At 60.5% G+C, this 20180-nt stretch carries 18 protein-coding genes and 1 pseudogene; 8 read left to right on the top strand and 11 right to left on the bottom strand.

Translation table 11 applies throughout. The features are described 5' to 3' along the window. Positions 1–88: 88 nt before the first annotated feature. From NKG59_RS04165 to NKG59_RS04155, 3 genes are read left to right on the top strand one after another with little or no spacing between them, the layout of a single operon-like run. The gene (locus tag NKG59_RS04165) at positions 89–5116 is read left to right on the top strand and encodes a beta strand repeat-containing protein (protein WP_420804019.1); all 5028 of its coding nucleotides are present in this window, start codon (positions 89–91) and stop codon (positions 5114–5116) included. Between the two features lie 52 nt (positions 5117–5168). After that, on the top strand, positions 5169–5558 hold the full coding sequence (locus tag NKG59_RS04160; protein WP_253535506.1) for an outer membrane protein assembly factor BamE: 390 nt from the start codon (positions 5169–5171) through the stop codon (positions 5556–5558). 27 nt (positions 5559–5585) lie between these two features. Continuing rightward, positions 5586–6059, top strand: coding sequence for a DUF4019 domain-containing protein (locus NKG59_RS04155; protein WP_045205493.1), 474 nt, complete (start codon positions 5586–5588; stop codon positions 6057–6059). Positions 6060–6157: 98 nt separating this feature from the next. Here the strand turns inward: NKG59_RS04155 and NKG59_RS04150 are convergent, their stop codons facing one another. Beyond that, positions 6158–6637 carry a VOC family protein gene (locus NKG59_RS04150; RefSeq protein WP_024978194.1) on the bottom strand — a complete coding sequence of 160 codons (480 nt, stop codon included), beginning with the start codon at positions 6635–6637 and terminating at the stop codon, positions 6158–6160. A gap of 159 nt (positions 6638–6796) precedes the next feature. Beyond that, positions 6797–6952, bottom strand: a pseudogene (locus NKG59_RS04145) (RidA family protein); the annotation flags it as partial. A 167-nt stretch (positions 6953–7119) separates the two neighbouring features. Here NKG59_RS04145 and NKG59_RS04140 point away from each other — a divergent pair. Together NKG59_RS04140 and NKG59_RS04135 are read left to right on the top strand one after the other, a co-directional pair. Beyond that, complete coding sequence (locus NKG59_RS04140) at positions 7120–7464, top strand: hypothetical protein (protein ID WP_045205491.1); 345 nt, start codon at positions 7120–7122, stop codon at positions 7462–7464. Next, entirely contained in the window at positions 7461–7772 is a 312-nt protein-coding gene (locus NKG59_RS04135; RefSeq protein WP_253535504.1) for a helix-turn-helix domain-containing protein, read from the top strand. The genes NKG59_RS04140 and NKG59_RS04135 overlap by 4 nt, the downstream gene beginning before the upstream one ends. Before the next feature lie 75 nt (positions 7773–7847). On the opposite strand, the gene NKG59_RS04130 is transcribed toward NKG59_RS04135, so the two are convergent. Continuing rightward, entirely contained in the window at positions 7848–8723 is an 876-nt protein-coding gene (locus NKG59_RS04130; RefSeq protein WP_253535502.1) for a DUF2242 domain-containing protein, read from the bottom strand. 435 nt (positions 8724–9158) lie between these two features. Between NKG59_RS04130 and NKG59_RS04125 the strand changes: the two genes are divergently transcribed. Beyond that, the gene (locus tag NKG59_RS04125) at positions 9159–11477 is read left to right on the top strand and encodes a sialidase family protein (protein WP_253535500.1); all 2319 of its coding nucleotides are present in this window, start codon (positions 9159–9161) and stop codon (positions 11475–11477) included. Positions 11478–11633: 156 nt separating this feature from the next. Here the strand turns inward: NKG59_RS04125 and xopJ are convergent, their stop codons facing one another. Beyond that, positions 11634–12686, bottom strand: a complete 1053-nt coding sequence (gene xopJ, locus NKG59_RS04120; RefSeq protein ID WP_253535498.1) for a YopJ family type III secretion system effector XopJ — start codon at positions 12684–12686, stop codon at positions 11634–11636. Between the two features lie 269 nt (positions 12687–12955). Here xopJ and NKG59_RS04115 point away from each other — a divergent pair, with 269 nt between their 5' ends. Beyond that, positions 12956–13789 (top strand): YopT-type cysteine protease domain-containing protein, encoded by an 834-nt coding sequence (locus NKG59_RS04115; protein ID WP_315862592.1) that lies wholly within the window; start codon positions 12956–12958, stop codon positions 13787–13789. Positions 13790–14063: 274 nt separating this feature from the next. On the opposite strand, the gene NKG59_RS04110 is transcribed toward NKG59_RS04115, so the two are convergent. From NKG59_RS04110 to NKG59_RS04100, 3 genes are read right to left on the bottom strand one after another with little or no spacing between them, the layout of a single operon-like run. Continuing rightward, complete coding sequence (locus NKG59_RS04110; protein ID WP_253535496.1) at positions 14064–14987, bottom strand: ADP-ribosylglycohydrolase family protein; 924 nt, start codon at positions 14985–14987, stop codon at positions 14064–14066. A gap of 57 nt (positions 14988–15044) precedes the next feature. Then, complete coding sequence (locus NKG59_RS04105) at positions 15045–15455, bottom strand: hypothetical protein (RefSeq protein ID WP_253535494.1); 411 nt, start codon at positions 15453–15455, stop codon at positions 15045–15047. Positions 15456–15480: 25 nt separating this feature from the next. Further along, the gene (locus NKG59_RS04100; protein WP_253535492.1) at positions 15481–15906 is read right to left on the bottom strand and encodes an Imm63 family immunity protein; all 426 of its coding nucleotides are present in this window, start codon (positions 15904–15906) and stop codon (positions 15481–15483) included. A 331-nt stretch (positions 15907–16237) separates the two neighbouring features. Between NKG59_RS04100 and NKG59_RS04095 the strand changes: the two genes are divergently transcribed. Next, positions 16238–17197 (top strand): restriction endonuclease, encoded by a 960-nt coding sequence (locus tag NKG59_RS04095; RefSeq protein WP_253535489.1) that lies wholly within the window; start codon positions 16238–16240, stop codon positions 17195–17197. Positions 17198–17273: 76 nt separating this feature from the next. Here NKG59_RS04095 and NKG59_RS04090 read toward each other — a convergent pair whose 3' ends face one another. Genes NKG59_RS04090 through NKG59_RS04075 form a run of 4 tightly spaced genes read right to left on the bottom strand, consistent with a single transcriptional unit; the run spans position 17274 to position 20027 of the window. Continuing rightward, a complete protein-coding gene (locus NKG59_RS04090) occupies positions 17274–18068 on the bottom strand; it encodes a pPIWI-associating nuclease domain-containing protein (RefSeq protein ID WP_253535487.1) in 795 nt (264 codons plus the stop codon). Positions 18069–18070: 2 nt separating this feature from the next. Further along, a complete protein-coding gene (locus NKG59_RS04085; protein WP_253535485.1) occupies positions 18071–18601 on the bottom strand; it encodes a hypothetical protein in 531 nt (176 codons plus the stop codon). Positions 18602–18651: 50 nt separating this feature from the next. Further along, a complete protein-coding gene (locus NKG59_RS04080; protein ID WP_253535483.1) occupies positions 18652–19095 on the bottom strand; it encodes a hypothetical protein in 444 nt (147 codons plus the stop codon). After that, entirely contained in the window at positions 19092–20027 is a 936-nt protein-coding gene (locus NKG59_RS04075; RefSeq protein ID WP_253535481.1) for a ParA family protein, read from the bottom strand. Before NKG59_RS04075 ends, NKG59_RS04080 begins: the two co-directional genes overlap by 4 nt. Between the last annotated feature and the right edge of the window lie 153 nt (positions 20028–20180).

Here is a 20180-nt window from a genome sequence, read left to right as displayed (position 1 = left end):
GGCTGCATCTGAGCAGGCATATGCGCAAGTGAACTGTTCTACGGCCCCGTACAACTTCTACAGTGGAAGCACGACGTGTGTCGGTTTTATGTCGATCGCCACGCAAGGCGGGTCCACGGCGGTGGGTTATGGCGCCAACAGCACGGGCCTTAACGCAGTTGCTGTCGGCTTTCAATCCATTGCCTCCGGAACCAATTCCATCAACGTGGGTGCACGCACCGCTCCGGGTACCGGTGCAACTGCCGATTCGACGATTGGTATCGGTACGGACGTCACTGCCAGCGGCACGGCGGGCATTGGTATCGGCGTCCAAAGCGTTGCCAGCGGCAACTTGACGACTGCCGTCGGGTCTTTGGCAAAGGCAACCGCAGACAACGCCGTCGCGCTTGGCGCAAACGCCCAGGCGACGAATGCCGCCGCCACCGCTGTCGGTAACGGCGCAAAAGCCAGCGGCAACACGGCACTCGCAATCGGCGGGCAGGCGCTCGCCATCGGCGACGGCACTGTTGCGGCGGGCCAAGGTGCTGGCGCCGGCTCAACTACCGGTAACACCGGCTCGGTCGCCGTCGGTATCGCCACCGGCACGCTCGTGAGTGGCGCGCAAAACACCGCAGTCGGTGGCGGTATCGCGAGTGCGATGCGCGGCGCGGGGTCTGGCGTCACCGGCACGCGCAACGTCGCGTTCGGCTCGGGCGATGGCTCGGTCACGTATGACGGTACGCTGGCCGCTTCCGCGGGTAGTTTGGTATCCGGCAACGACAACGTCGCGATCGGCACGAACGCCGGCATCGGTGTCACTGCAAACGGCACCACTTCGGTTGGTTTGAACGCCAAGGCATCAGCCACGGGCTCGATCGCCATCGGCGTTCTGTCGGCGGCTTCAGGCGGCTTTGGTGTGGCGGTGGGCAACGCGTCGGCGGCTTCGCAAAGTGGTGCAACTGCCATGGGTAGCGGCGCAAAAGCGTCTGGTGTATCGGCCACGGCCATCGGAAACAATGCGGTGGCATCTGGCACGAACGCCGTTGCAATGGGTCTTGGCGCGCAGGCTACGGGCGCCAACAGCGTGAGCATTGGCACAAGCAACGTCGTCAGCGGCGCGAATTCCGGCGCGATCGGCGATCCGAGCACCATCACGGGCTCGGGTTCGTATTCGCTCGGTAACAACAACACGATCAATGCGAACAACGCGTTTGTCGTGGGCAACGGCGTGACGGTAGCCGGCGGCCTGGATGGCGCAGTTGTCCTCGGCAATGCCTCGACCGTGTCGGCGGCCGTGCAGACGCCGAACGCCACGATCGCAGGGACGAACTATACGTTCGCGGGCGGTACGCCGGCGGCGGGCGATGTCGTCAGTGTGGGCTCGGCTGCCGCGCCGCGGCAGATCCAGAATGTCGCAGCCGGACGGCTTAGCAGCAGCTCGACCGACGCGGTCAACGGCTCGCAGTTGTTTGCGACCAACCAAGCGGTGAATGGCGTCTCCACCACGGTCAACAACATCCAGAACGGCGCGGGCATCAAGTACTTCCACGCCAACTCCACAGCGGCGGATAGTCAGGCCACCGGCACGGACAGCGTCGCCGTGGGCCCGCTCGCGGTCGCCAGCGGGGCGAACAGCGTTGCGACGGGTAACGGTGCCCAGGCACAGGCCGCCAACGCGCTGGCACTCGGCGCCACTGCACGTGCAACCAACGCAGGGGATGTGGCACTGGGCTCCGGCTCCGTTACCGCCGCATCCAACCCGACAGGGAGCGCGGTGGTTGCCGGTGTCACGCGCAACTTTGCGGGTGCGACCCCGACCAGCGTCGTGAGTGTCGGTGCGCTCGGCGCAGAGCGTCAGATCACGAACGTCGCCGCGGGCCAGCTCAGCAACTCGAGCACCGATGCCGTCAACGGCTCGCAACTCTTTGCGACCAACCAGGCCATCGATGGTGTTTCCACCACCGTCAACAACATCCAGAGCGGCGCGGGTATCAAGTACTTCCACGCCAATTCCACGGCGGCGGATAGCCAAGCCACCGGCACGGACAGCGTCGCCGTGGGGCCGCTCGCGGTCGCCACTGGGGTGAACAGCGTGGCAGCCGGCAACGGTGCGCAAGCGCAAGCCGCCAGCGCGCTTGCACTGGGCGCGACTGCACGGGCCACCAATGCCGGCGACGTTGCACTCGGCTCCGGTTCCGTTACCGCCGCATCCAACCCGACAGCGAGCGCGGTGGTTGCCGGTGCCACGCGCAATTTCGCAGGGACCAACCCGACCAGCGTTGTGAGCGTCGGTGCGCTTGGTGCCGAGCGTCAGATCACCAACGTCGCCGCAGGTCGCCTCAGCAACTCGAGCACCGATGCGGTCAACGGCTCGCAACTCTTCGCGACCAATCAGGCGGTGGACGGCATCTTCACCACCGTCAACAACATCCAGAGCGGCGCGGGCATCAAGTACTTCCACGCCAATTCCACGGCGGCGGATAGCCAAGCCACCGGCACGGATAGCGTCGCCGTCGGGCCGCTCGCGGTTGCCAGCGGGGCGAACAGCGTTGCGACGGGTAATGGGGCCCAGGCACAAGCCGCGAACGCGCTTGCGCTTGGTGCGACTGCACGTGCAACCAATGCAGGGGATGTGGCACTGGGCTCCGGCTCCGTTACCGCCGCATCCAATCCGACGGGGAGCGCTGTTATCGCCGGTGCCACGCGCAATTTCGCAGGGACCAACCCGACCAGCGTTGTCAGCGTCGGTGCGCTCGGCGCAGAGCGTCAGATCACCAATGTCGCTGCCGGGCGCCTGAGCAATTCGAGCACCGACGCCGTCAACGGCTCGCAGTTGTTTGCGACCAATCAGGCGGTGGACGGCATCTTCACCACGGTCAACAACATCCAGAACGGCGGGGGCATCAAGTACTTCCACGCCAATTCCACGGCGGCGGATAGCCAGGCCACCGGCACGGAAAGCGTGGCCGTCGGGCCGCTTGCGGTGGCCAGCGGTGCAAATAGCGTGGCCATGGGTAACGGCGCGCAGGCCACGGCTGCCAACTCCGTCGCGCTCGGCGCCAATTCCACCACCACCGCCAACCTGGGCACCGCCGCGTACAACCCCGGCACGGCAGCGCTGGCAGGCACCTCACCTGTGGGCGAAGTCTCTGTGGGTTCGGCCGGCAACGAGCGCCGCATCACCAACGTGGCTGCAGGCTCGGCGGCAACGGATGCCGTGAACGTGAGCCAGTTGCAGTCGGTGCAAACCGAGCTGACGCAGACGAAGAACGACGCGCTGCTGTGGGACCCGACCGCCAACGGCGGCACGGGCGCCTTCAGTGCCAACCACGGCGGCACGGGCCCGAACATCATCACCAACGTTGCACCGGGCGCGTTGAATGCCACCAGCACGGATGCGGTGAATGGCTCGCAGCTCTTCGCCACCAACCAGAACGTCACGAACCTGGGCAACTCGATTACCAACATCCAGAACGGCGGCGGCATCAAGTACTTCCACGCCAACTCCACGGCGGCTGACAGCCAGGCCACCGGCACCGACAGCGTGGCCATTGGGCCGCTGGCGGTTGCAGCTGGCGCCACGAGCCTTGCAGCCGGCAACGGTGCGCAGGCGCAAACGGCCAACGCGCTCGCACTCGGTTCGCTGTCGACGGTGTCGGTGGCAGGCGGTGTGGCGATCGGCTCTGGCGCGATCTCTGACCGCCCCATTGCTTCTGGTATCGGGTCGATTCCGGCAGGGAGTCAGGCTGTGCCGTTCAACACGTCCGACGGGACGCTGCTGGGCGCCGTGTCGTTCGGTAGCGCGGCGGGCAATACGTATCGCCAGTTGACCAACGTAGCCGACGGCACGGGCCAGCACGATGCGGCAACGATCCGCCAGTTGACCGGCGCGCTGCAATCCTTCGCGGTCACGCCGACGCTGTACTTCCACGCCAACTCGACAGCGGCCGATTCGCTCGCGGTCGGCTCGCAGTCGGTGGCCGTTGGCCCGACGACGGTGGTCAACGGCGACAACGGTGTCGGCATCGGCAACGGCGCGATCGTCCAGCAGACCGCGCCTGGCGGCATTGCCATCGGCCAGGCATCGACCTCCGGCCAGGCCGACGCGATTGCATTGGGCAGCGGATCGACGGCAAACGGTGCGCAGTCCATCGCGCAGGGCGCCAACGCAAACGCTGCGTTGGCGGGCGGCATCGCCATTGGCTCGGCTGCAAAGAGCAATGGCGTTGATGCGATGGCACTGGGCTCTGGCGCCAACGCCACCTTTGCCAATAGCGTTGCGCTGGGCGCCGGTTCGCTCACCTCCGTGGGCGCGTTGACCAACTACATGGCATTCGGGCTGACGGCGCCGCAAACGTCGTCGGGTGAGCTGAACGTGGGCAACCGCCAGATCACGGGCGTGGCTGCCGGCCGCCTGGGTACGGATGCGGTCAACGTGTCGCAGTTGCAGGCCGTCCAGCAGCAGCTCTCAACGATCATCAGCAACAGCGGTGGCCCATTCACCTCTACCTCGCCCAACGGCACCACCAACAACACGCCGCCGACCACGCCGGGGCCGAACTCCTCCGCCGGTGGCACGGGTTCGGTGGCGTCGGGCAGCAACAGCACGGCGCTGGGCAATAGCTCGCAGGCCACCGGCAACAACACCACCGCCGTTGGTACTGGCGCCGTGGCCACGGGCAGCGGGTCAACCGCCATTGGCGCGGGCAGCAATGACGGCGGCCGCACGGATGTCGTCTCGGTGGGCTCCTCCACCTTGTCGCGGCAGGTCGTCAACGTGGCCGCCGGCACGGCGCCCACCGATGCCGTCAACGTGTCACAGCTGAACAACGCCATCACGCAAGCCAACAACTACACCGACAACCAGGTCGCGGGCCTGCGCAACAGCATCGATTCGTACCGGCGCGATGCGGACGGCGGCACCGCCATGGCCATGGCAATGGCGGGCCTGCCGCAACCCACAGGCCCCGGCAAGAGCATGGTGGCGGTGGCAGGCAGTGTTTACAACGGCCAATCGGGGCAGGCGCTCGGTATCTCAACGGTGTCGGAAAACAACCGCTGGATCTACAAGGCCGCCGTCTCCACCAACACGCGCGGCACGTATGGCGCCGTGGTCGGTGCCGGGTATCAGTGGTGAGGCCAGCCGCAGCACAGCAACCACCGCAACGTGACACTTTCGGATTCCTGATATGAACAAGCGCGCAATCCCAGCCAGCATCGCAACGCTCTCGTGCATCTTCGCCCTTTCGGCATGCGCGGGCCCTGGCCCCACCGATACCGCGTTCCCCAAACTGGACACGGCGATGACGCCCGAGGGCTCGTTCCCCAACGTAGACCACCTGCGCATGGTCGAGCCCGGCATGACGAAGGGCCAGGTCTATGACCTGATCGGCGTGCCGCATTTTCATGAGAGCGTATTTCGCGTGCGCGTGTGGAACTACCTGTTCCACTTCCGCAGCGCAGACAAGCCCGTCGCGTGTCAGTACCAGATCCAGTTTGACGACGACAACCGCGTGACCAAGACGCGATGGGCCGACCCGCAGTGCGAAACCTTTGCACCGGCAAAGCCCGCGCAGTAACCAGACAGACCCGAAGGAGAGTGGTTGATGAAACGTTTTAACGGCGCATTCAAGGTGGTTGCGGCGTGCGCCCTTGCCGCCGCTTCTGTGCTGGCACACGGCGCAGAAGCGGGCGACTCCGCAGATGAGTTGCTCGGCAACGCTGCGCTCGCGCTCAAGCGCATCGACGCGGGCGACTACACCGCGCTCTGGCAGCAGACGGCGCCTTTCGTACGCGGGTTCTACACGCCGGATCGCTTTGCCAGCGGGCTCACGCAAGCGCGCAAGTCTGTGGGGGCTGTCAGCCAGCGCGGCTGGGCATCTGTCACGCGGCTCACCTATACGAAGGTCAAAGACGTCCCCGATGGCCTGTATGCAAACGTCGACTACGCAACGCGGTTAGCCGATGGCCGCATCGTCTACGAGAAGGTGAGTTTCCAGCTAGGAGCTGACGGGCATTGGTACTTCACCGGCTACGACCCGCGCCAAAACCAGGGGGCCGGGACGCAGGCACAGAAGTGACCGCGCGGCCCCACTAAACCAGCGCGGTCTGATCAAGGCATTGGTCTGCATTGCCGAGCCGCTGGCGCTCGGCAATGCAGATGCGGCAACCGGTGAACTCAGCCGCGCCGCGCCGCCTCGATCTTGGCAATGTCGATCTTGCCCATCGTCATCATCGCGTCGAATGCGCGCTTGGCCGCCGCGCGGTCCGGATCAGTAAATGCCGCAGTGAGCGCGCGCGGCGTGATCTGCCACGACAGCCCCCACTTGTCCTTGCACCAGCCGCACGCGCTTTCCTGCCCGCCGTTGCTGACGATGGCGTTCCACAGCCGATCGGTTTCGGCCTGGTCGTCGGTCGCAATCTGGAACGAAAACGCATCGCTGTGCTTGACGTGCGGGCCGCCGTTGAGCCCCAGGCACGGAATGCCCGCCACGGTGAACTCCACCGTCAGCACATCGCCCTCCTGACCGGCGGGGTAGTTGCCGGGCGCGCGGTGTACAGCGGTGACTTTGCTGTCAGGGAAGGTCTTGGCGTAGAAGTTGGCCGCATCCAGCGCGTCGCGGTCGTACCACAGACAGATCGTGTTCTTGCTGACCATGCATGTCTCCTCAAGGGGCGGGCATCGGCATTTGCGGTCGAGGCATTCCACAGCTTGCGCGTGCCCGTGATGTGAAGTGGATGCCATTGCCGTGATTTGTACTCTCGCACAGTCCTGCGGCGGAAGCGGTTACTGCTTCTCGTAGGTTTGACGCATGCGTCATGCCGGCTCGGGCAGCTTCGCGATCACCTTGATCTCGAACCGGAAACCGTAGAGCCACGTCACGCCAATGCCCGTGAGCGTGGGGTAGGGCGCTTCGCCCCAATGCTCTCCGACCACCTTCCAGATGGGCTCGAACTGCGTTTCGGGGTTGACGCGTGAGCGCAAAGCTGCGTGCGTTCGTGGGGTGGGTGGATGAGTTGATGGCGCGCCATGCGCCGGTGGTGGGTTAACCCAGGGCCGACTCGAGGCAACGCGCATGCCATGCAATCAGAATCCAGCCAATTGAAACTATACGCAGAGAACGTATAGTTTGTGGCATCATGGAAGCCACCTTCATAGAATTGCCGCCTTTTCAGCGGCTACGAGAGCACTACCTCTCGGATGACGAGTACAGAGCACTGCAATACACGCTGCTTGCGCAGCCAGATGCGGGCGATGTGATTAAAGGCACGGGCGGTTTGCGCAAGATCCGGTTTTCGGACAAGCGACGAGGCAAGGGCAAACGCGGCGGTCTGCGCGTTATCTATTACTACTGGAATCCAGGCGGGCAGTTTTGGATGTTTACCGTCTACGACAAGGATGAAGTGAGCGACCTCTCCAGCGATGAGCGCAAAGTGCTCGCGCAACTGCTGGAACGAGAAGCCAAGGCAAGGAGCGGGCGATGAAACGAAACCTGTTTGCTGAACTGAAAGAGGGAATGGACGCGCTTGCTGCAGAACGCGAAGGCAAGACTACCCTCCGCAAGGTCAAGGCGCGAGCGCCCGAGCCGGTGGACGTGAGCGCCGAAGAGATCAAGGCCGTCCGCGCGGCAGCACATGCGTCGCAGGCTGTCATGGCGCGGCGCTTACGCGTCAATGTGCGGACATATCAAAACTGGGAGCAAGGCACCGCCAAGCCGAATACACAAGCGGCGGTGCTCATCAAGCTGGTGGAAAAACACCCGGAAACACTGCAGATGCTTGAAGCGCTCTAACACAACGCCACAACAAAAAAGCCGCCCCAAAGGCGGCTTTCTTTTATCTAGCGGCAATCGACGCGCGCATCGCGCTCAGCTTGCACCGCCCGTGGTTGAACCTGCCGGCGCAGACGCGGGCGCTGCGTTCGGCGCCGGTGCCGGCGTCGTCACTGCAGGGGCCGATGCCGGAGCAGCTTCAACCGGCGCCTTCAAAGCCGGCGCAACCACAGGCGCCGCTGCCGGCGCGGAAGCGGGCGCAGCAGCCGGAGCCGAAGCAGGCGCCGCCACCGGCACAGGCGGCGCGGCCGGCGTGGGCACCACCGGCGTTGTCATCTTCATCGGCTCGCCTTGCGGCGTGGGTGCGGGCTCGGGCAGCGGGGCCACGTGTTCCTTCTCTGCCGCCTTGGCGATCTTGCGGTCATGGCGGGCGGGGTCGATCTTCAGGAAGTGGTCGACCAGGTTGAAGTAGCGCTCGTAGAACACCCCGGCCGGAATCGTCTCGCTTGCCACCTTCACCATCGAATCGTCGCCCGAGCCGATGGGCAGCGACACCGAGCCCAGGATGCTCAAGCCCACGCTTGCCGACGTGCTCGTCTTCTTGAGCGTGTAGCGGTCTTGCACCGCGTTCACATAGGCCGTGCTCGACGTGCCCTCGGTATTGGCCTCTGCGCACACCACGTGGAACGAGATCACCACGTGCGAATCGTTGCTCGGCTGGAAGTTCTTGCTGCCGTCGATCGTGTCGGCGCGGGGCGAGCTCGACACATACCCCTGGCTCAGCAGCGCCCGGCGTGCCGCCTCGCACGTCGCGTCAGACTTGGCGTGGAAGGTGCGCGCATAGGGGCTTGCCGCCGCATCAAACTGCTCCTGCTGATAAAGCGGCGTGGGCGCAGAGCTGCACGCAGCCAAAGCGGCAGCGATGCTGGCAGCAGCGCACAAAACGGACAACGGACGGAAGCGGTAGGGCATGGCGTTGGGCAAAAGGGCTCGGCCGGGTGATGGTGCGGCGGCGGCGCCACGGCGTATGCAGCGCAAGTTTTGTGCGCGGCAGGCGGTGGCGGCGTAGGCGGGTGGCCGGGCGACATTATAAGTTTGTCTGGTGACACGTCACCCGTGGCGTGCGCCCATTCTGCGCGCGCCAACGCGGCGCTCCACTGCGCACGCAAAGCCAACGCCGTCAGGCGGTTCCCGCCCAACTCTCAAGAAAACTCACATTGCGTTGACCCATGCACGCGCGCGGTGTCTTATCGCCCCCAGTGCGCGACACCCCACTTTAGTAGGGGGTGGCAAGCACCAGCAGCCACCGCGCTCTCAGCCAAACGCACGAGCTACCGCAGCGCTGCAGGGTTCGCCCGTCCGTCTGGCCTATCGATCAATCGAACAATCGAAGTCTTGAGACCCCCGATGAATAGAAATTGCAACGTCCTCATCCCGGCCCTCCTGGCCGCTCTTCTGGCTGGCTGCGGCGGCGACGGAAGCAGCGTCGCCGGTAGCGGCGGCACGGCCACCACGGCCAGAACGGCCGCTGTCGTCTCGGTCAGCGGCCAGCCTGCGGCCAGCTGGACCAGCGTCAAGTGGGGCGGCGGCGGCTATGTCACCGGCCTCATCTACCACCCAAGCAACGCCGGCCTGCTGTATGCACGCACCGACGTTGGCGGCGCTTACCGTTGGGACACGGCCAGCTCCACCTGGACGCCCATCACCGACGGCCTCGGTTTTGGCGCAGGCGAGGGCGATTTCCACGGCGTTGAAAGCATCGCGCTCGACCCGAACAACGACCAGCTGGTCTACATGATGACGGGCATTACCGTCACGCAGGGTCACAACGGCCGCATCTACATCTCCAGCGACCGCGGCAACACTTGGACGCACTACGATCTGCCGTTCCCGGTGGGCGGCAACGACAACGGACGAGGCACCGGCGAGCGCCTGCAGGTCGACCCGAACAACCCCACGACGCTGTTCTACGGCTCGCGCACTGCCGGCCTGTGGAAGAGCACGGATTCCGGCCACACTTGGGCGCAAGTCACTGGCCTGTCTTCCACCACCATCAACGGCGGCAACTCCCCCATTGGCGTGGAGCAGGTGATTTTCGATACGTCAGGCAAGGGGGGCGGGCAGCCGACGTGGATCATGTGGGCCACCGTTGCGCCGGACTACGCCAACGCGGCGGGCCTCACGTCCACCCTGTACAGATCCACCAATGGCGGGTTCTCGTGGAGCCCGGTGTCCGTTCCGCAGGCGGTGTCGGGCTACTACATCCCGCACGTGGTGCGCACGTCTGATGGCAACTTCTACGCGGTGTTCAACGCAGGCGTTGGCCAGGGCATCAACGGCCCCAGCTACCTCTACAAGTTCGGGGGCAGCAACGACAGCAACTGGACGCTGCTCAAAAGCTCCACCAGCAACGGCTTTGGCGGCGTGTCCGTCTCTGGCCTGGGCGCGTCTGCCCGCATCGCACTCGGCATGACGGGCTGGAGCGACACCAGCAAAACCATCCAGCTATCTGACGACGGCGGCAGCACCTGGCGCGAAATCGAAGCCGGCATGCCGCACACCGGCCTTGCCTCAAGTGGCTGTTCCGGCTGGGTTGAGAGCGTTGTGATCGACCCCGCCAACCGCGACCACATCATGCACGTGCACGGTGGCGGCGTTTGCGAAACCATGAACGCCTCGTCGCCCGCGCCCACCTGGAGCGCCAAGGTCGACAACCTTGAAGAGACCGCCACCCTCGCGCTCGTGACGGCCCCGCCCGGTGCCTCGTACAACTTCATCAACAGCGCAGGCGACATCGGCACGTGGGTCAATACAGACCTCACGACGCGGCCCACCAAAGGCCCGTTGAACACGTGGAGCAGCGGCAACTCCGCCGACATGTCGTGGGCAGACCCGTCATACATTGCCGCCGCAGGTGTGGACAACGCCAACGGCCATGTCACCAAGGGCTTCTGGTCTGGCGATAGCGGCAATAGCTGGTCGACGTTTGCATCGCTGCCCAATGGCGCCGCCGCAAGCCAGAGCAACGTAGGCAACCTGGTCGTGCCGTCGCGCAACAACGTGACCTGGGCACCGCCCAATTCGGTGCCGTCGTACAGCACCAACAATGGCGCGAGCTGGACGGCCACCAACCTGCCGGCGTTCAGCGCCACCTGGAACGGCTACGCCCGTGGCTACCGCCTGGCCGCAGACCGCAAGAACCCCAACAAGGTCTACGCCTACGACTCCGGCGGCGCACCGTGGAGCTGGCAGCGCGGCAAGGTCTACGTCTCGAACGACGGCGGCCACACCTTCACGCTCAGCCAGGGCTCCGTCAACGCAAACATGGCCTGGAACTCGTGGTGGGATACATCCATGGTGGTCAACCCCAACGCCGAGGGCGACATCTGGCTGGCTGACGGCGCTGCCGTGTACCACTCGGTGGATTCCGGTGCCACGTGGACAAAGCTCAACGCCTTCGCACCCGCCAACGGCACGATGGGCGCCACCGTGCTCACCTTGGGCAAGGCACAAGCGGGCGCGCCGTACTCCGCCGCCGTCTATGTGGAAGGCACGCTCAACGGCGTCTGGGGCATCTATCGCTCTGACGACGGCGGCGCAACGTGGTCGCGCTTTAACGACGATGCACACCAGTTTGGCGACTCCGGCGTGATGGCGGGCGACTGGAACACGTACGGCCGCATCTACGTCAATGGTGCGGCGCGTGGGCTGATCTACAGCAATTGATGTGCGGACGACTGGTCGATCAACGATCCGTCGATCAGTCGAGTTGTCCCCCGAAAGTTGGCTGCCAGCTTTCGGGGGTTTTTTATTGGTAGTTCCCAACATCCGAGAGGCAACACCAACGCGCCAGACTGAGCGCTGCTCTGGGCCGATCCAACATCACAAGTCTTCGATAGCCTTCCTGATTTTCCGCATACGGGACGCCTCGATCGACATGTTGTAGGACTGTTCCCCACGGGTAATCCGGAAGTTTTGAACGCGCTCCTGAAGTGTTTCGCGAGGGCCGGAGCGGCTGGTGCTCACATTGGTATTCTGAAATTGGCCTTGGTGCGTAACAAAGTTGTCTACAGTTCCACGCGACTGCGCATGCTTATAGAAGACGGGCGGGAGTACTTTCGTTCCCTCAATGTATTCCATGCCACCGATGAATTCTGATTGGTGGCCTTCAAAGCACCTTCCGTTTTCATTCAATCTTTCATGAAGACTGTTGAATAACTCGTCTTTTTGGTATGCGTTAAGCAGAAAATTTAATGAAAATATTGTGCAACCGATGTGGGCTTTTTGCGCCTCAACATCGATGACAGCCATTTTGCAGTTTCTGAAATTGTCTTCAATATTCTTTTGCAATGACTGAATGCCGGCAATAAATTTATATTCTTTCTTCTTTGGGTCCCAGGTGTGAGAGAGCGCCGACTCCAGAAGTAGCACGGTCTTACCACCGTCAGCGTGCGTTCTGATATCTGCTGCGATTCTGTGCCTGTTCTGAGTGGTCAGCCGGAACAATGCGCGCCACGCCGGCTCACTCGAGGTGTAGAGCTTCTCAAGGAAGATTTCCACCCAAGGAAAGTATTTAAGATTCAGATCAGGATGTCTTGCGTTGTAAGTATTCGCCAGCGTTTCAATGTTTTCGCCGTCGTGTGTCGATATTTCTGGATTGACACCATCCGTGCCCGCAGCTCTCAAAACGGCATCTGCATATGCGGCCAATTGAGGATGCGTATACGCCACGGACGAATTCTTGACAGCGTCCTCCAGTGCCCTTGCTTTGTTGCGCGCTCGCCTAGGTAGATTGTCCAGGTGATATGAGGACGGACTGCGGGCAGGCGAGGATTGCGTGCTTGGAGCCCCAGAAGAATCAGCAGCACGCCGCTGCCCTCCACCATACTGATAATCGGCGCCTCCTGTTCGAGGTTTTGAAACGCACAATCCCATGGGAACTCCTGTATTTGAAATAACCCATGATATGAACGGAACACTCTCGGGGGAGCGTGCAAAAGGCGAAACTGTTGCTCTAGAAAAGAAAGCAAAAAGGGGCGCGCTTGACGCTCAGTCGTTCGCTTGGCAGCGCAACAACGTGACTACGCTTCACACGGTCCTACCAATGCGTTGATTCGTATCTGGATTTGCAGCTTCGCACCTGGCGGGGCGACAGGTTGTCGCGTGGCGAAAATTCTCTGTTTGACGTACACGACATCAAACCAATGAAAATTCAGTCCACGGCCAACGGCATTTCGATGCCGTCGCTGGATGCCCCGCAGTCCAAGTCGCCATCGAACATGCCGTCAGAGGCGTCTCCTCGAATCGCACACGCCCCGGATTTGCAGCGTGGTGCCCTACCCAAGGCACCATTTCGCGATCGCGACAGTAGGACTGTTCACCACGTGAGCAGCCCAGGACTTCGCTTGCGGGCGAAGCTTCCAGTAGGCGGCGCTTGTGCTTCTGCCCCATCGGACAGGAGCCGGCACGTAAGGCATGCCCCTTTTGAACAAGCCTCCGCGCTTGCTCAAGTCGGGGAGTTGAGAGCCGCTTGCGTTGTATTTTCTGCCGCTTGGCTTCATTCGATTGCCAATGCGTCGCTGACAAGCCACGGAAGAATGGAACATTTCACTCAGGCTCACACGCTTGAGGGTATTAGCGCTCAACAACAAGGCTACCGTCAGCATGAATTGGCGATTCGCGGCCAAGGCCGGCCGTACAGCGAATGGTTCGCGCCTGCGTTCCAGCACTACGGCGTGCGGCTTGGAGCGGATGTCGTCGTCGATGTGATGAGTCACGAAGAACAGGCAATGCAGACTTTGGCAAACATGTTCGCCCAAGCCAACGCATCTCACGTGTTCGTCATCATGCGAACCAACGGCGATAACCATGCTATCGCCACACATCAATCGGGCAACCATGTTCACGTTTTCGATCCAAATCATGGTGAGTACCGTCTTCGCCACTCCGAACTGAAGGATGGCTTGCGCAGCATAATCCAGGCGTACTCCAGCCGATTTCCGGTTCCAGAGTTACGGGTATTGCCGGCATACCCCTGAATCCGAAGAGCAGTCGACACGGTGCTATCGAGGCGAGCCTGATTTCGTAATCACAGCAAGCAGAATTTGCTGTTCGAGATCGGCCAGGCACCGTTCTCGCCGTAACGAGAGTTTCAACGCCGCCGCGCGTGGGCTGATCTACGGCAATTGAGGTGGGTCGACCGTCCGGTTGCTGTTTTCAATTGGACGGTCCGGGCGACGTCGCCAAGTCGTACTTGACGTCGCCGTCCATGTAATCGCGAACAAGTCCTGAGGGGGCTTGGGGCAGTTGGTGTCAAAGCTGCGCCAAGAGTGTTTCAGCCATTGCTTTGCCGTGCAGTACCGACAGCCAGCGTATTGGAATGCCGTTTTCTCCGTAGATCAAACCGGCCAACCCGCCCGCAATACAGGCGGTGGTATCGGTGTCATTGCCCAAAGCAACCGCACGCTTAACGCAGTCCTCATAGCTGTGCGTTGACAGCACGCAGTGGATTGCCGACCAGAAGCTGTCGACCACATAGCCTGACCCTTGCGGTGCATCGAAGCGGCCGTCCAGTGCGATCTTCAGTTCGGTGTCTTCCGTGGTGCCGGCATGGCGTTCGAGCAGTTCGTCCTCCGCGGCGCGTACCGCATCGGCTGCAGATTGACCTTCCAGAATGCCCATCGCAGTCAGGCAGTAGAGCGCGCAACAGAGCTGAGAACGGATGTGGCCATGCGTGGGCAGACTCTGTTTGCGCGCAAGGTGGATCGCTTCGTCCCGAGAAGCGGCCACCATGACAACGGGCAGGCAACGCATGAGTGATCCGTTGCCGTTGTCGCGTTCGCCGCTCGGCCCCGACGTGGACGGGCTGGCGCCAGCCGCTATGGCGTAGAAAGCCTGCCGCGTTTGCAAGCCGATATCGAAGACATTCCCGTCGGGTGTGAAGGCCCCTTGCTGGAACCAGTTCAGCAGGTTTGCCGCGAATGTGCCCAGGTCCAGTGTTGGATCGCGAACCAAGGCATCGAGCAGGGCGAGTGCCTGGGCACCGTCGTCGCTCCACGTGCCGGGCGGTACGCCCGCGTGAGCGCGGTTAAAGCCTACTGGCGGCGTCATCTCGATCTCTGCGGAGGGCGGGATCGAAGCTGCGTCGTGAAACTCGTACGGGACGCCCAGCGCATCGCCAACCAGGAGGCCAAGCAGACCACCGCGCAGGCGGGCTTGGCGGGATGGGGTTGTCATGTACTGGTTGTGGCTTGTAACGGTATCGGAGAGGGCGGCGATTCTCATGTGTAAAAGTTAGTAGACCAGCCAGTTTTCATTGCCGTTGAACGCGTAAGAGCGTTGCTCAGATGCCGGGTCCACACACTCCAAGCGCGGCCATCGGAAGCAAAAGTTGCCCATATAAAAAGGCAGCACGAAATACCGCCCTCCCTCCAGATCGAACACCGCAGTCTTGCGCTCGATACGCTTTTCCATCCAGCTCATCGCGAGCAAGCGTGAGTCTGGCGTGCAGGCAAAGGTGCAGCCCCACGCATAGCCGGGGGCGGGTACACCGTCGATCTGGATCAAGTGATATGAGTCGCCGTGTGGCGGTTCGCCTTCGTAGCGCAGGTGAACGTGATGACGGCCATCAGGCGTGATTAGTTCGATATCGTCCATGCCCGCCCAGAGGGAGGAACCGTCTGCTGGAAGCTGGAGCACTTGCACCCGCTATCTCCTTGCTCTGTCGAGCCTATGACCGGTTGTCGTCGAACGGCGCGTTGCGCAATGTCTTGGCAATCTCATCTTTGCCCCGCCGCGCCATGTCCGGATCGATGCTCGACAGCAGCTCGACTTGCTTGCTGAACATCAAGCGCCGGAAGTCCTGTCCGGGAATGCGGTGCGCCAATTCATAGGCGCACGCCATGGAAAACGTCACGCCTTCGAATATCCAGTACAGCAGTTCGTTCAGATCCGAAGTCGATTCGCGTAGCACCTCGGCGCCGCGTTCAACGACAACGTAGTGATATTGGCCAGACTCAATCTCGATGTGTGGGCGCCCAAAATCGGCGGTGTATCCGAAAGTCGGATAGGCATTACTAGGCGCGCTGACCCGTTTGGCTAGGCGCGCGACTTCGGCCTCAATCTCTGCGAGCGTTCTCATAACGGTGGTCGGCATGGTCGCCAGAGCCCAGTGCTCTATGGCGCTTCTACGTCAAGCAAGGTGCTGGGCCGAGATGCTAACGCAGCGAAGCCCCGCCCACCACCGCACCCCAGATATGCCCCACTCTTAATTCAGATTTTCACCAAACATAAATCAGCACCCCAGTTTCGATCTTTATCAACCGCCACCCAAAAAAACCTCCAAAGACCCCACCAACGGGGGCAGCGCAATCTCGATGCATCGCCTATGCTGTTTCCCAATTAAAACCGGCGCCCTGATTTGAATCGGATTATCAGAGAAAGCGCCTAGTCCTAAATATCTATAAGCATTAGGCCGGGGGCAGTAAATGGGGCGGAGGAGAAAACAAGCATCCACCAGCGATGTGCTGTTGGCGCTGCCGTGGTGGATGCTGGCGATTGGCTCGGCAGCCAGCTACCTGATTCTTCACAACATCCTCCCGGCCGCGTTTGGGGCCAACCCGCTGTTGAGCGCCATCGGCATGCTGGCCCACGGGCTGGCCTGGATGCCCGCGCTGCTGCTCGCCTTCTTTGCCGTGTTGTCGTACCTGCGGGAGCGCAGCCAACAGGCCGATGCCCGGCTCGGCCCCCCGCGCGTTGAGCCGGCTGGGCGCGCCCGCCCGCCGAAGGCGCCGCCCCAGCCCGCCCGCAACGCCGCGGGCAGTAACACGCCCAACCCCGCACACAACACCACCACACCCCCGCAAGCCCCCACACCGGCAGAACCCGCCACGCCCCAGAACTGGTCGCTGGAGGCCATCCAGTCGCTTGAGTGGAAGCGGTTTGAGCTGCTGTGCGTGCAGTACTACGAGCAGATGGGGTTTGCGGTGAAGACGGTGCCGCACGGCGCAGACGGCGGCATTGACGCCACGCTGTACAAGGCCGGCCAGGACGCGCCCGTGGCGGTGGTCCAGTGCAAGGCGTGGTCCAAGCCCGTGAAGGTGGAGCAGGTGCGGGCGCTGGGCGGCTCCATGCTGGCGCACAAGGTCAAGCGGGGCGTGTTCTGGTCTTTGTCTGGTTATGTCGGCAACCCGGTGCAGGAGTTTTCAGAGCTTGCCGGTATCCAGCTATTGGACGGGCCGGCGGTGCTTGAGCGCATCGGCGCGCTGGCCGAAAACAAACAGGCCGCGCTGCTGGCGAACGTGTTTGAGGGGGATTACCGCACGCCTTCGTGCCCGGCTTGTGGGGTGAAGCTGGTGGCGCGGAATGGGAAGAGTGGGGCGTTTTGGGGGTGCAGCAATTACCGGATGGGGTGTCGGTATACGTTGCAGATGGGACGGGCGTTGTAGTTGCGCTGCTAGCGTTGCGCCTCGACTCTCGGAGCGTGACATCAAACTACAAGCGAAAAGCCTTACGCTATCAAGGCTAAAGCGGGATCTCCAGTAGCTCGCAGAGGACCAGGCGCACCCACGCGTGGACGCGCATTACTTCTTGTTGCGTGGTTGCCGTGTGCGTTGACACGCTAGAGCGCGTGTATATGGAGCGCGTTAGTCCTCCAACAATATCTTCGATACCAGTCACTGCCGTTTCAGGTGTCTCCATTGATCCTGAAGGCACTCCTCGTCTCTTCAAAATATATCGGACCTTTTGCTTCATAGTCGGCCGCTTAGCATCTTGCTCCAGCTTAAACCCTGGTGATTCAACTACGTCGGCATCGGGTGCCAGTACGTCAAGGGTTTCCCTTAGCGCTTCACGGAGATCCGTCGCTGGCCCTCTCCAAGAGAGACGCTGTCCGCTAGAGCAATCCGCCAGTGCTTGTTGGTATGCGAGGGACGCTGATGGACATATATCGTTGAGCGTCGTAATAATTAGCTCATCCGCTGGCGTGGGGCGATTTCTTTGGGTCGCCGATTTGGAAATTGATTGGCCTTCAATGCCTATAAGCGCCGTTTTTACTGTTTTAAGTAAAAAGAGGCACCGAGATTTCGACGGGTTTTTTCTAGATGAGGCGTGAATTTCCTGAAAAATTTGGTCGAGATCGCTTCCTCCCGATGTTGTAAGCATGGCGAGTTCGTGGACATATGAGAAGTAGTGTGAGGCGATCTCATGTAGCTGAAGTTTTACTCCTTTCGAGAAGATTTGCTTGTTGCCGGATAATCTAATTTCTTTTGCGGTAGACTCAATTTTTGATATTAGTAATGAGACATCGCTTTCCGCCACGTTCAACCTCCTTTTGCACTCTTCGGCATACTATGTGCGACTAAGTTGTATCCAACTCTGGTCAGTTTGTATTCGCCTCGTGAAACTACATCAAAGTAGCCAGCGTTCTTTGAATCTATTAGTAATTGTTCAAGCTTTGTCGGAAGCTTAAAGTTTGCTTGTTTGAAATATCTTTCTAAATCACTTGTGGTTATGGTTTGTTTTTGCTCTTCTTGTGGGGCAAGTTCCTGAAGATAGTAAGCGACTAAGCACGCCATTTGACGAGCTGAATCCGGCTGTTTCGTTTCTCTTAAGCTTCGAATGTCAATGCTACGGGCCCTGGCGGCAGAACCTTGATCTGGCGACGATGCCGGAGAAGTGGTTTGAGCTGGGGGCATGATATCGGGCTGTGCCCGGGCAGGAATCTTGTCAAATTCCAGATGCGAGCAGACCGTATTAATAACCGTCATTTGCTCCTTCTTGTCTAGAGACGAAAGGGCGTCAATGATTTGGTCAATCGCCTTTCCTATAGTCAACTTTGGTGTGCTGTTCATATTAATAAATGTCGTGCGCCAAATGGTGCTTAGGGTGCTCAGTCGTTCGTCTATCTTTCTCGGGCGCGGGCATTGCTTTCGTCGCTAAATGCCTCTGTTTCGGTTTTGTCATCTTTCAGATTGCCTTGAATTGCGCGTGATCGTAGGCGGGCGCCCACCGTAGTTTCGACGATGCGCTCTGCCAACGCCTCTATGGTGTCCTGCTTGGAGATGGCCATCTCCAAGTGCCGCGCGACGGCTTCCAAATCCCTCTTTGTTGCCACCGTGGCGCGAAGATAGGTCATTGCCGCGCCTCGGTCGTCAAATTTGGTGAGGCGCATTGAAAGTTCTTCTAAGGGGAGGTTTGCTTTTGATGGAGCTACTTCCGCCCGGCGTTTTACAACTCTAATTTGCACTTCGAAGCCAGGATCAGAAATTTTTTCCAAATCTGCGGGACTCATTGATTTGAGTGCTTGGACCAATTTGTCCAGAAAAATAAGGTTCTTGTTATTCATAGCGCGTCAGCTTCCAATGTCTTGGTGAATTCGTCTACAAAATCTTCAATCTCGTCTACTATCTGACTGTAGGTTTGAAGGTCATATCCGTTGAGAACGACTGGCACCAGTTGCTGAGGTGCGTCGGAGAATATAGATTTGTTTTCTCTGAAGTTGCTTTCGAACGTGTGGATTCCTGATCGTTTCACCGTAGCCATGAACTGCCGCTGCGCCGCGATGGGCTGAGAATTCATGTATTGAATCATGGTGAAAACCACGCCCATGATTTCAGGGGAAATTGGCGTCGCGTTCTCCTCCATTTTGGAATACTCATTGTATTCCTTAATTAAGGTATTTACGCTGCGCTGCAAGTAGTCGATTCCGAGCGTTGAAAGGTAATCAGGCTTTGCGGGTATGAGAATTTTCTCGGCGGCAACAATCGCGTTCTTCGTAACGATGTTGAAATTTGGTGGGCAATCAAGGAGGACAATATCGTAGTCAGACTCGGCTTCGAGTTGCAAAATTGCCCTTCTAAGTTGCCCGTGAACCTTGAGATAATTTCTTTTTGCTTGTTGCATGTTGACCCCTCCAAGTAAGGTGGCCAGTTCGAGATCCACGTTAAGGAGCCCGAGATGCGAGCAAATTATGTCAAGCTTGCCGCCACGATTTTGTAACCTGCGATTGATTACCTCGGGAGTGTGTACAAAATCGAGAAGGGATGGTGGTTCTTTCCCGTTGCTTATGGGATCAAACCAGGACTTAATTGTTTGATCACCCTCGAGATTTTTGTCCCAAAAATCAGGTGTCACAAACGAGAAAGTCAGGCTTGCTTGGGCGTCTGTATCGATAAGTAGAACCTTATTTCCACGCCAAGCCAGCTCTGCCGCTAGATTGGCGGTAACAGTGGTCTTACCTACGCCGCCTTTGTAGTTGATTACAGCTATTACTTCCACGACTCCCTCCAGATGGTTTGGTACGTTGAGTAAGCTTCTGTATTTTACGGTACGTCAACTTCGCAAGCCGACAGCGTATGAGTCATTTCAATCGAATGTCAATCGATAGGTGGGATTAATCCAGGGACGGTCGGTGTGGAGCTGCTTCATTAT

It is taken from the genome of Ralstonia chuxiongensis, assembly GCF_024158925.1.
GTDB lineage: Bacteria > Pseudomonadota > Gammaproteobacteria > Burkholderiales > Burkholderiaceae > Ralstonia > Ralstonia chuxiongensis.
The sequence above is the reverse complement of the archived record's forward strand: the minus strand, read 5'-3'. Positions and strand labels throughout refer to the sequence as shown.

Excerpts from the sequence above, each read along its gene's own strand:
- NKG59_RS04165 (WP_420804019.1), top strand. The coding sequence starts at position 89 with ATGTCGATCGCCACGCAAGGCGGGTCCACGGCGGTGGGTTATGGCGCC.
- NKG59_RS04160 (WP_253535506.1), top strand. The coding sequence starts at position 5,169 with ATGAACAAGCGCGCAATCCCAGCCAGCATCGCAACGCTCTCGTGCATC.
- NKG59_RS04155 (WP_045205493.1), top strand. The coding sequence starts at position 5,586 with ATGAAACGTTTTAACGGCGCATTCAAGGTGGTTGCGGCGTGCGCCCTT.
- NKG59_RS04150 (WP_024978194.1), bottom strand. The coding sequence starts at position 6,637 with ATGGTCAGCAAGAACACGATCTGTCTGTGGTACGACCGCGACGCGCTG.
- NKG59_RS04140 (WP_045205491.1), top strand. The coding sequence starts at position 7,120 with ATGGAAGCCACCTTCATAGAATTGCCGCCTTTTCAGCGGCTACGAGAG.
- NKG59_RS04135 (WP_253535504.1), top strand. The coding sequence starts at position 7,461 with ATGAAACGAAACCTGTTTGCTGAACTGAAAGAGGGAATGGACGCGCTT.
- NKG59_RS04130 (WP_253535502.1), bottom strand. The coding sequence starts at position 8,723 with ATGCCCTACCGCTTCCGTCCGTTGTCCGTTTTGTGCGCTGCTGCCAGC.
- NKG59_RS04125 (WP_253535500.1), top strand. The coding sequence starts at position 9,159 with ATGAATAGAAATTGCAACGTCCTCATCCCGGCCCTCCTGGCCGCTCTT.
- xopJ (WP_253535498.1), bottom strand. The coding sequence starts at position 12,686 with ATGGGATTGTGCGTTTCAAAACCTCGAACAGGAGGCGCCGATTATCAG.
- NKG59_RS04115 (WP_315862592.1), top strand. The coding sequence starts at position 12,956 with ATGAAAATTCAGTCCACGGCCAACGGCATTTCGATGCCGTCGCTGGAT.
- NKG59_RS04110 (WP_253535496.1), bottom strand. The coding sequence starts at position 14,987 with ATGACAACCCCATCCCGCCAAGCCCGCCTGCGCGGTGGTCTGCTTGGC.
- NKG59_RS04100 (WP_253535492.1), bottom strand. The coding sequence starts at position 15,906 with ATGCCGACCACCGTTATGAGAACGCTCGCAGAGATTGAGGCCGAAGTC.
- NKG59_RS04095 (WP_253535489.1), top strand. The coding sequence starts at position 16,238 with ATGGGGCGGAGGAGAAAACAAGCATCCACCAGCGATGTGCTGTTGGCG.
- NKG59_RS04085 (WP_253535485.1), bottom strand. The coding sequence starts at position 18,601 with ATGAACAGCACACCAAAGTTGACTATAGGAAAGGCGATTGACCAAATC.
- NKG59_RS04080 (WP_253535483.1), bottom strand. The coding sequence starts at position 19,095 with ATGAATAACAAGAACCTTATTTTTCTGGACAAATTGGTCCAAGCACTC.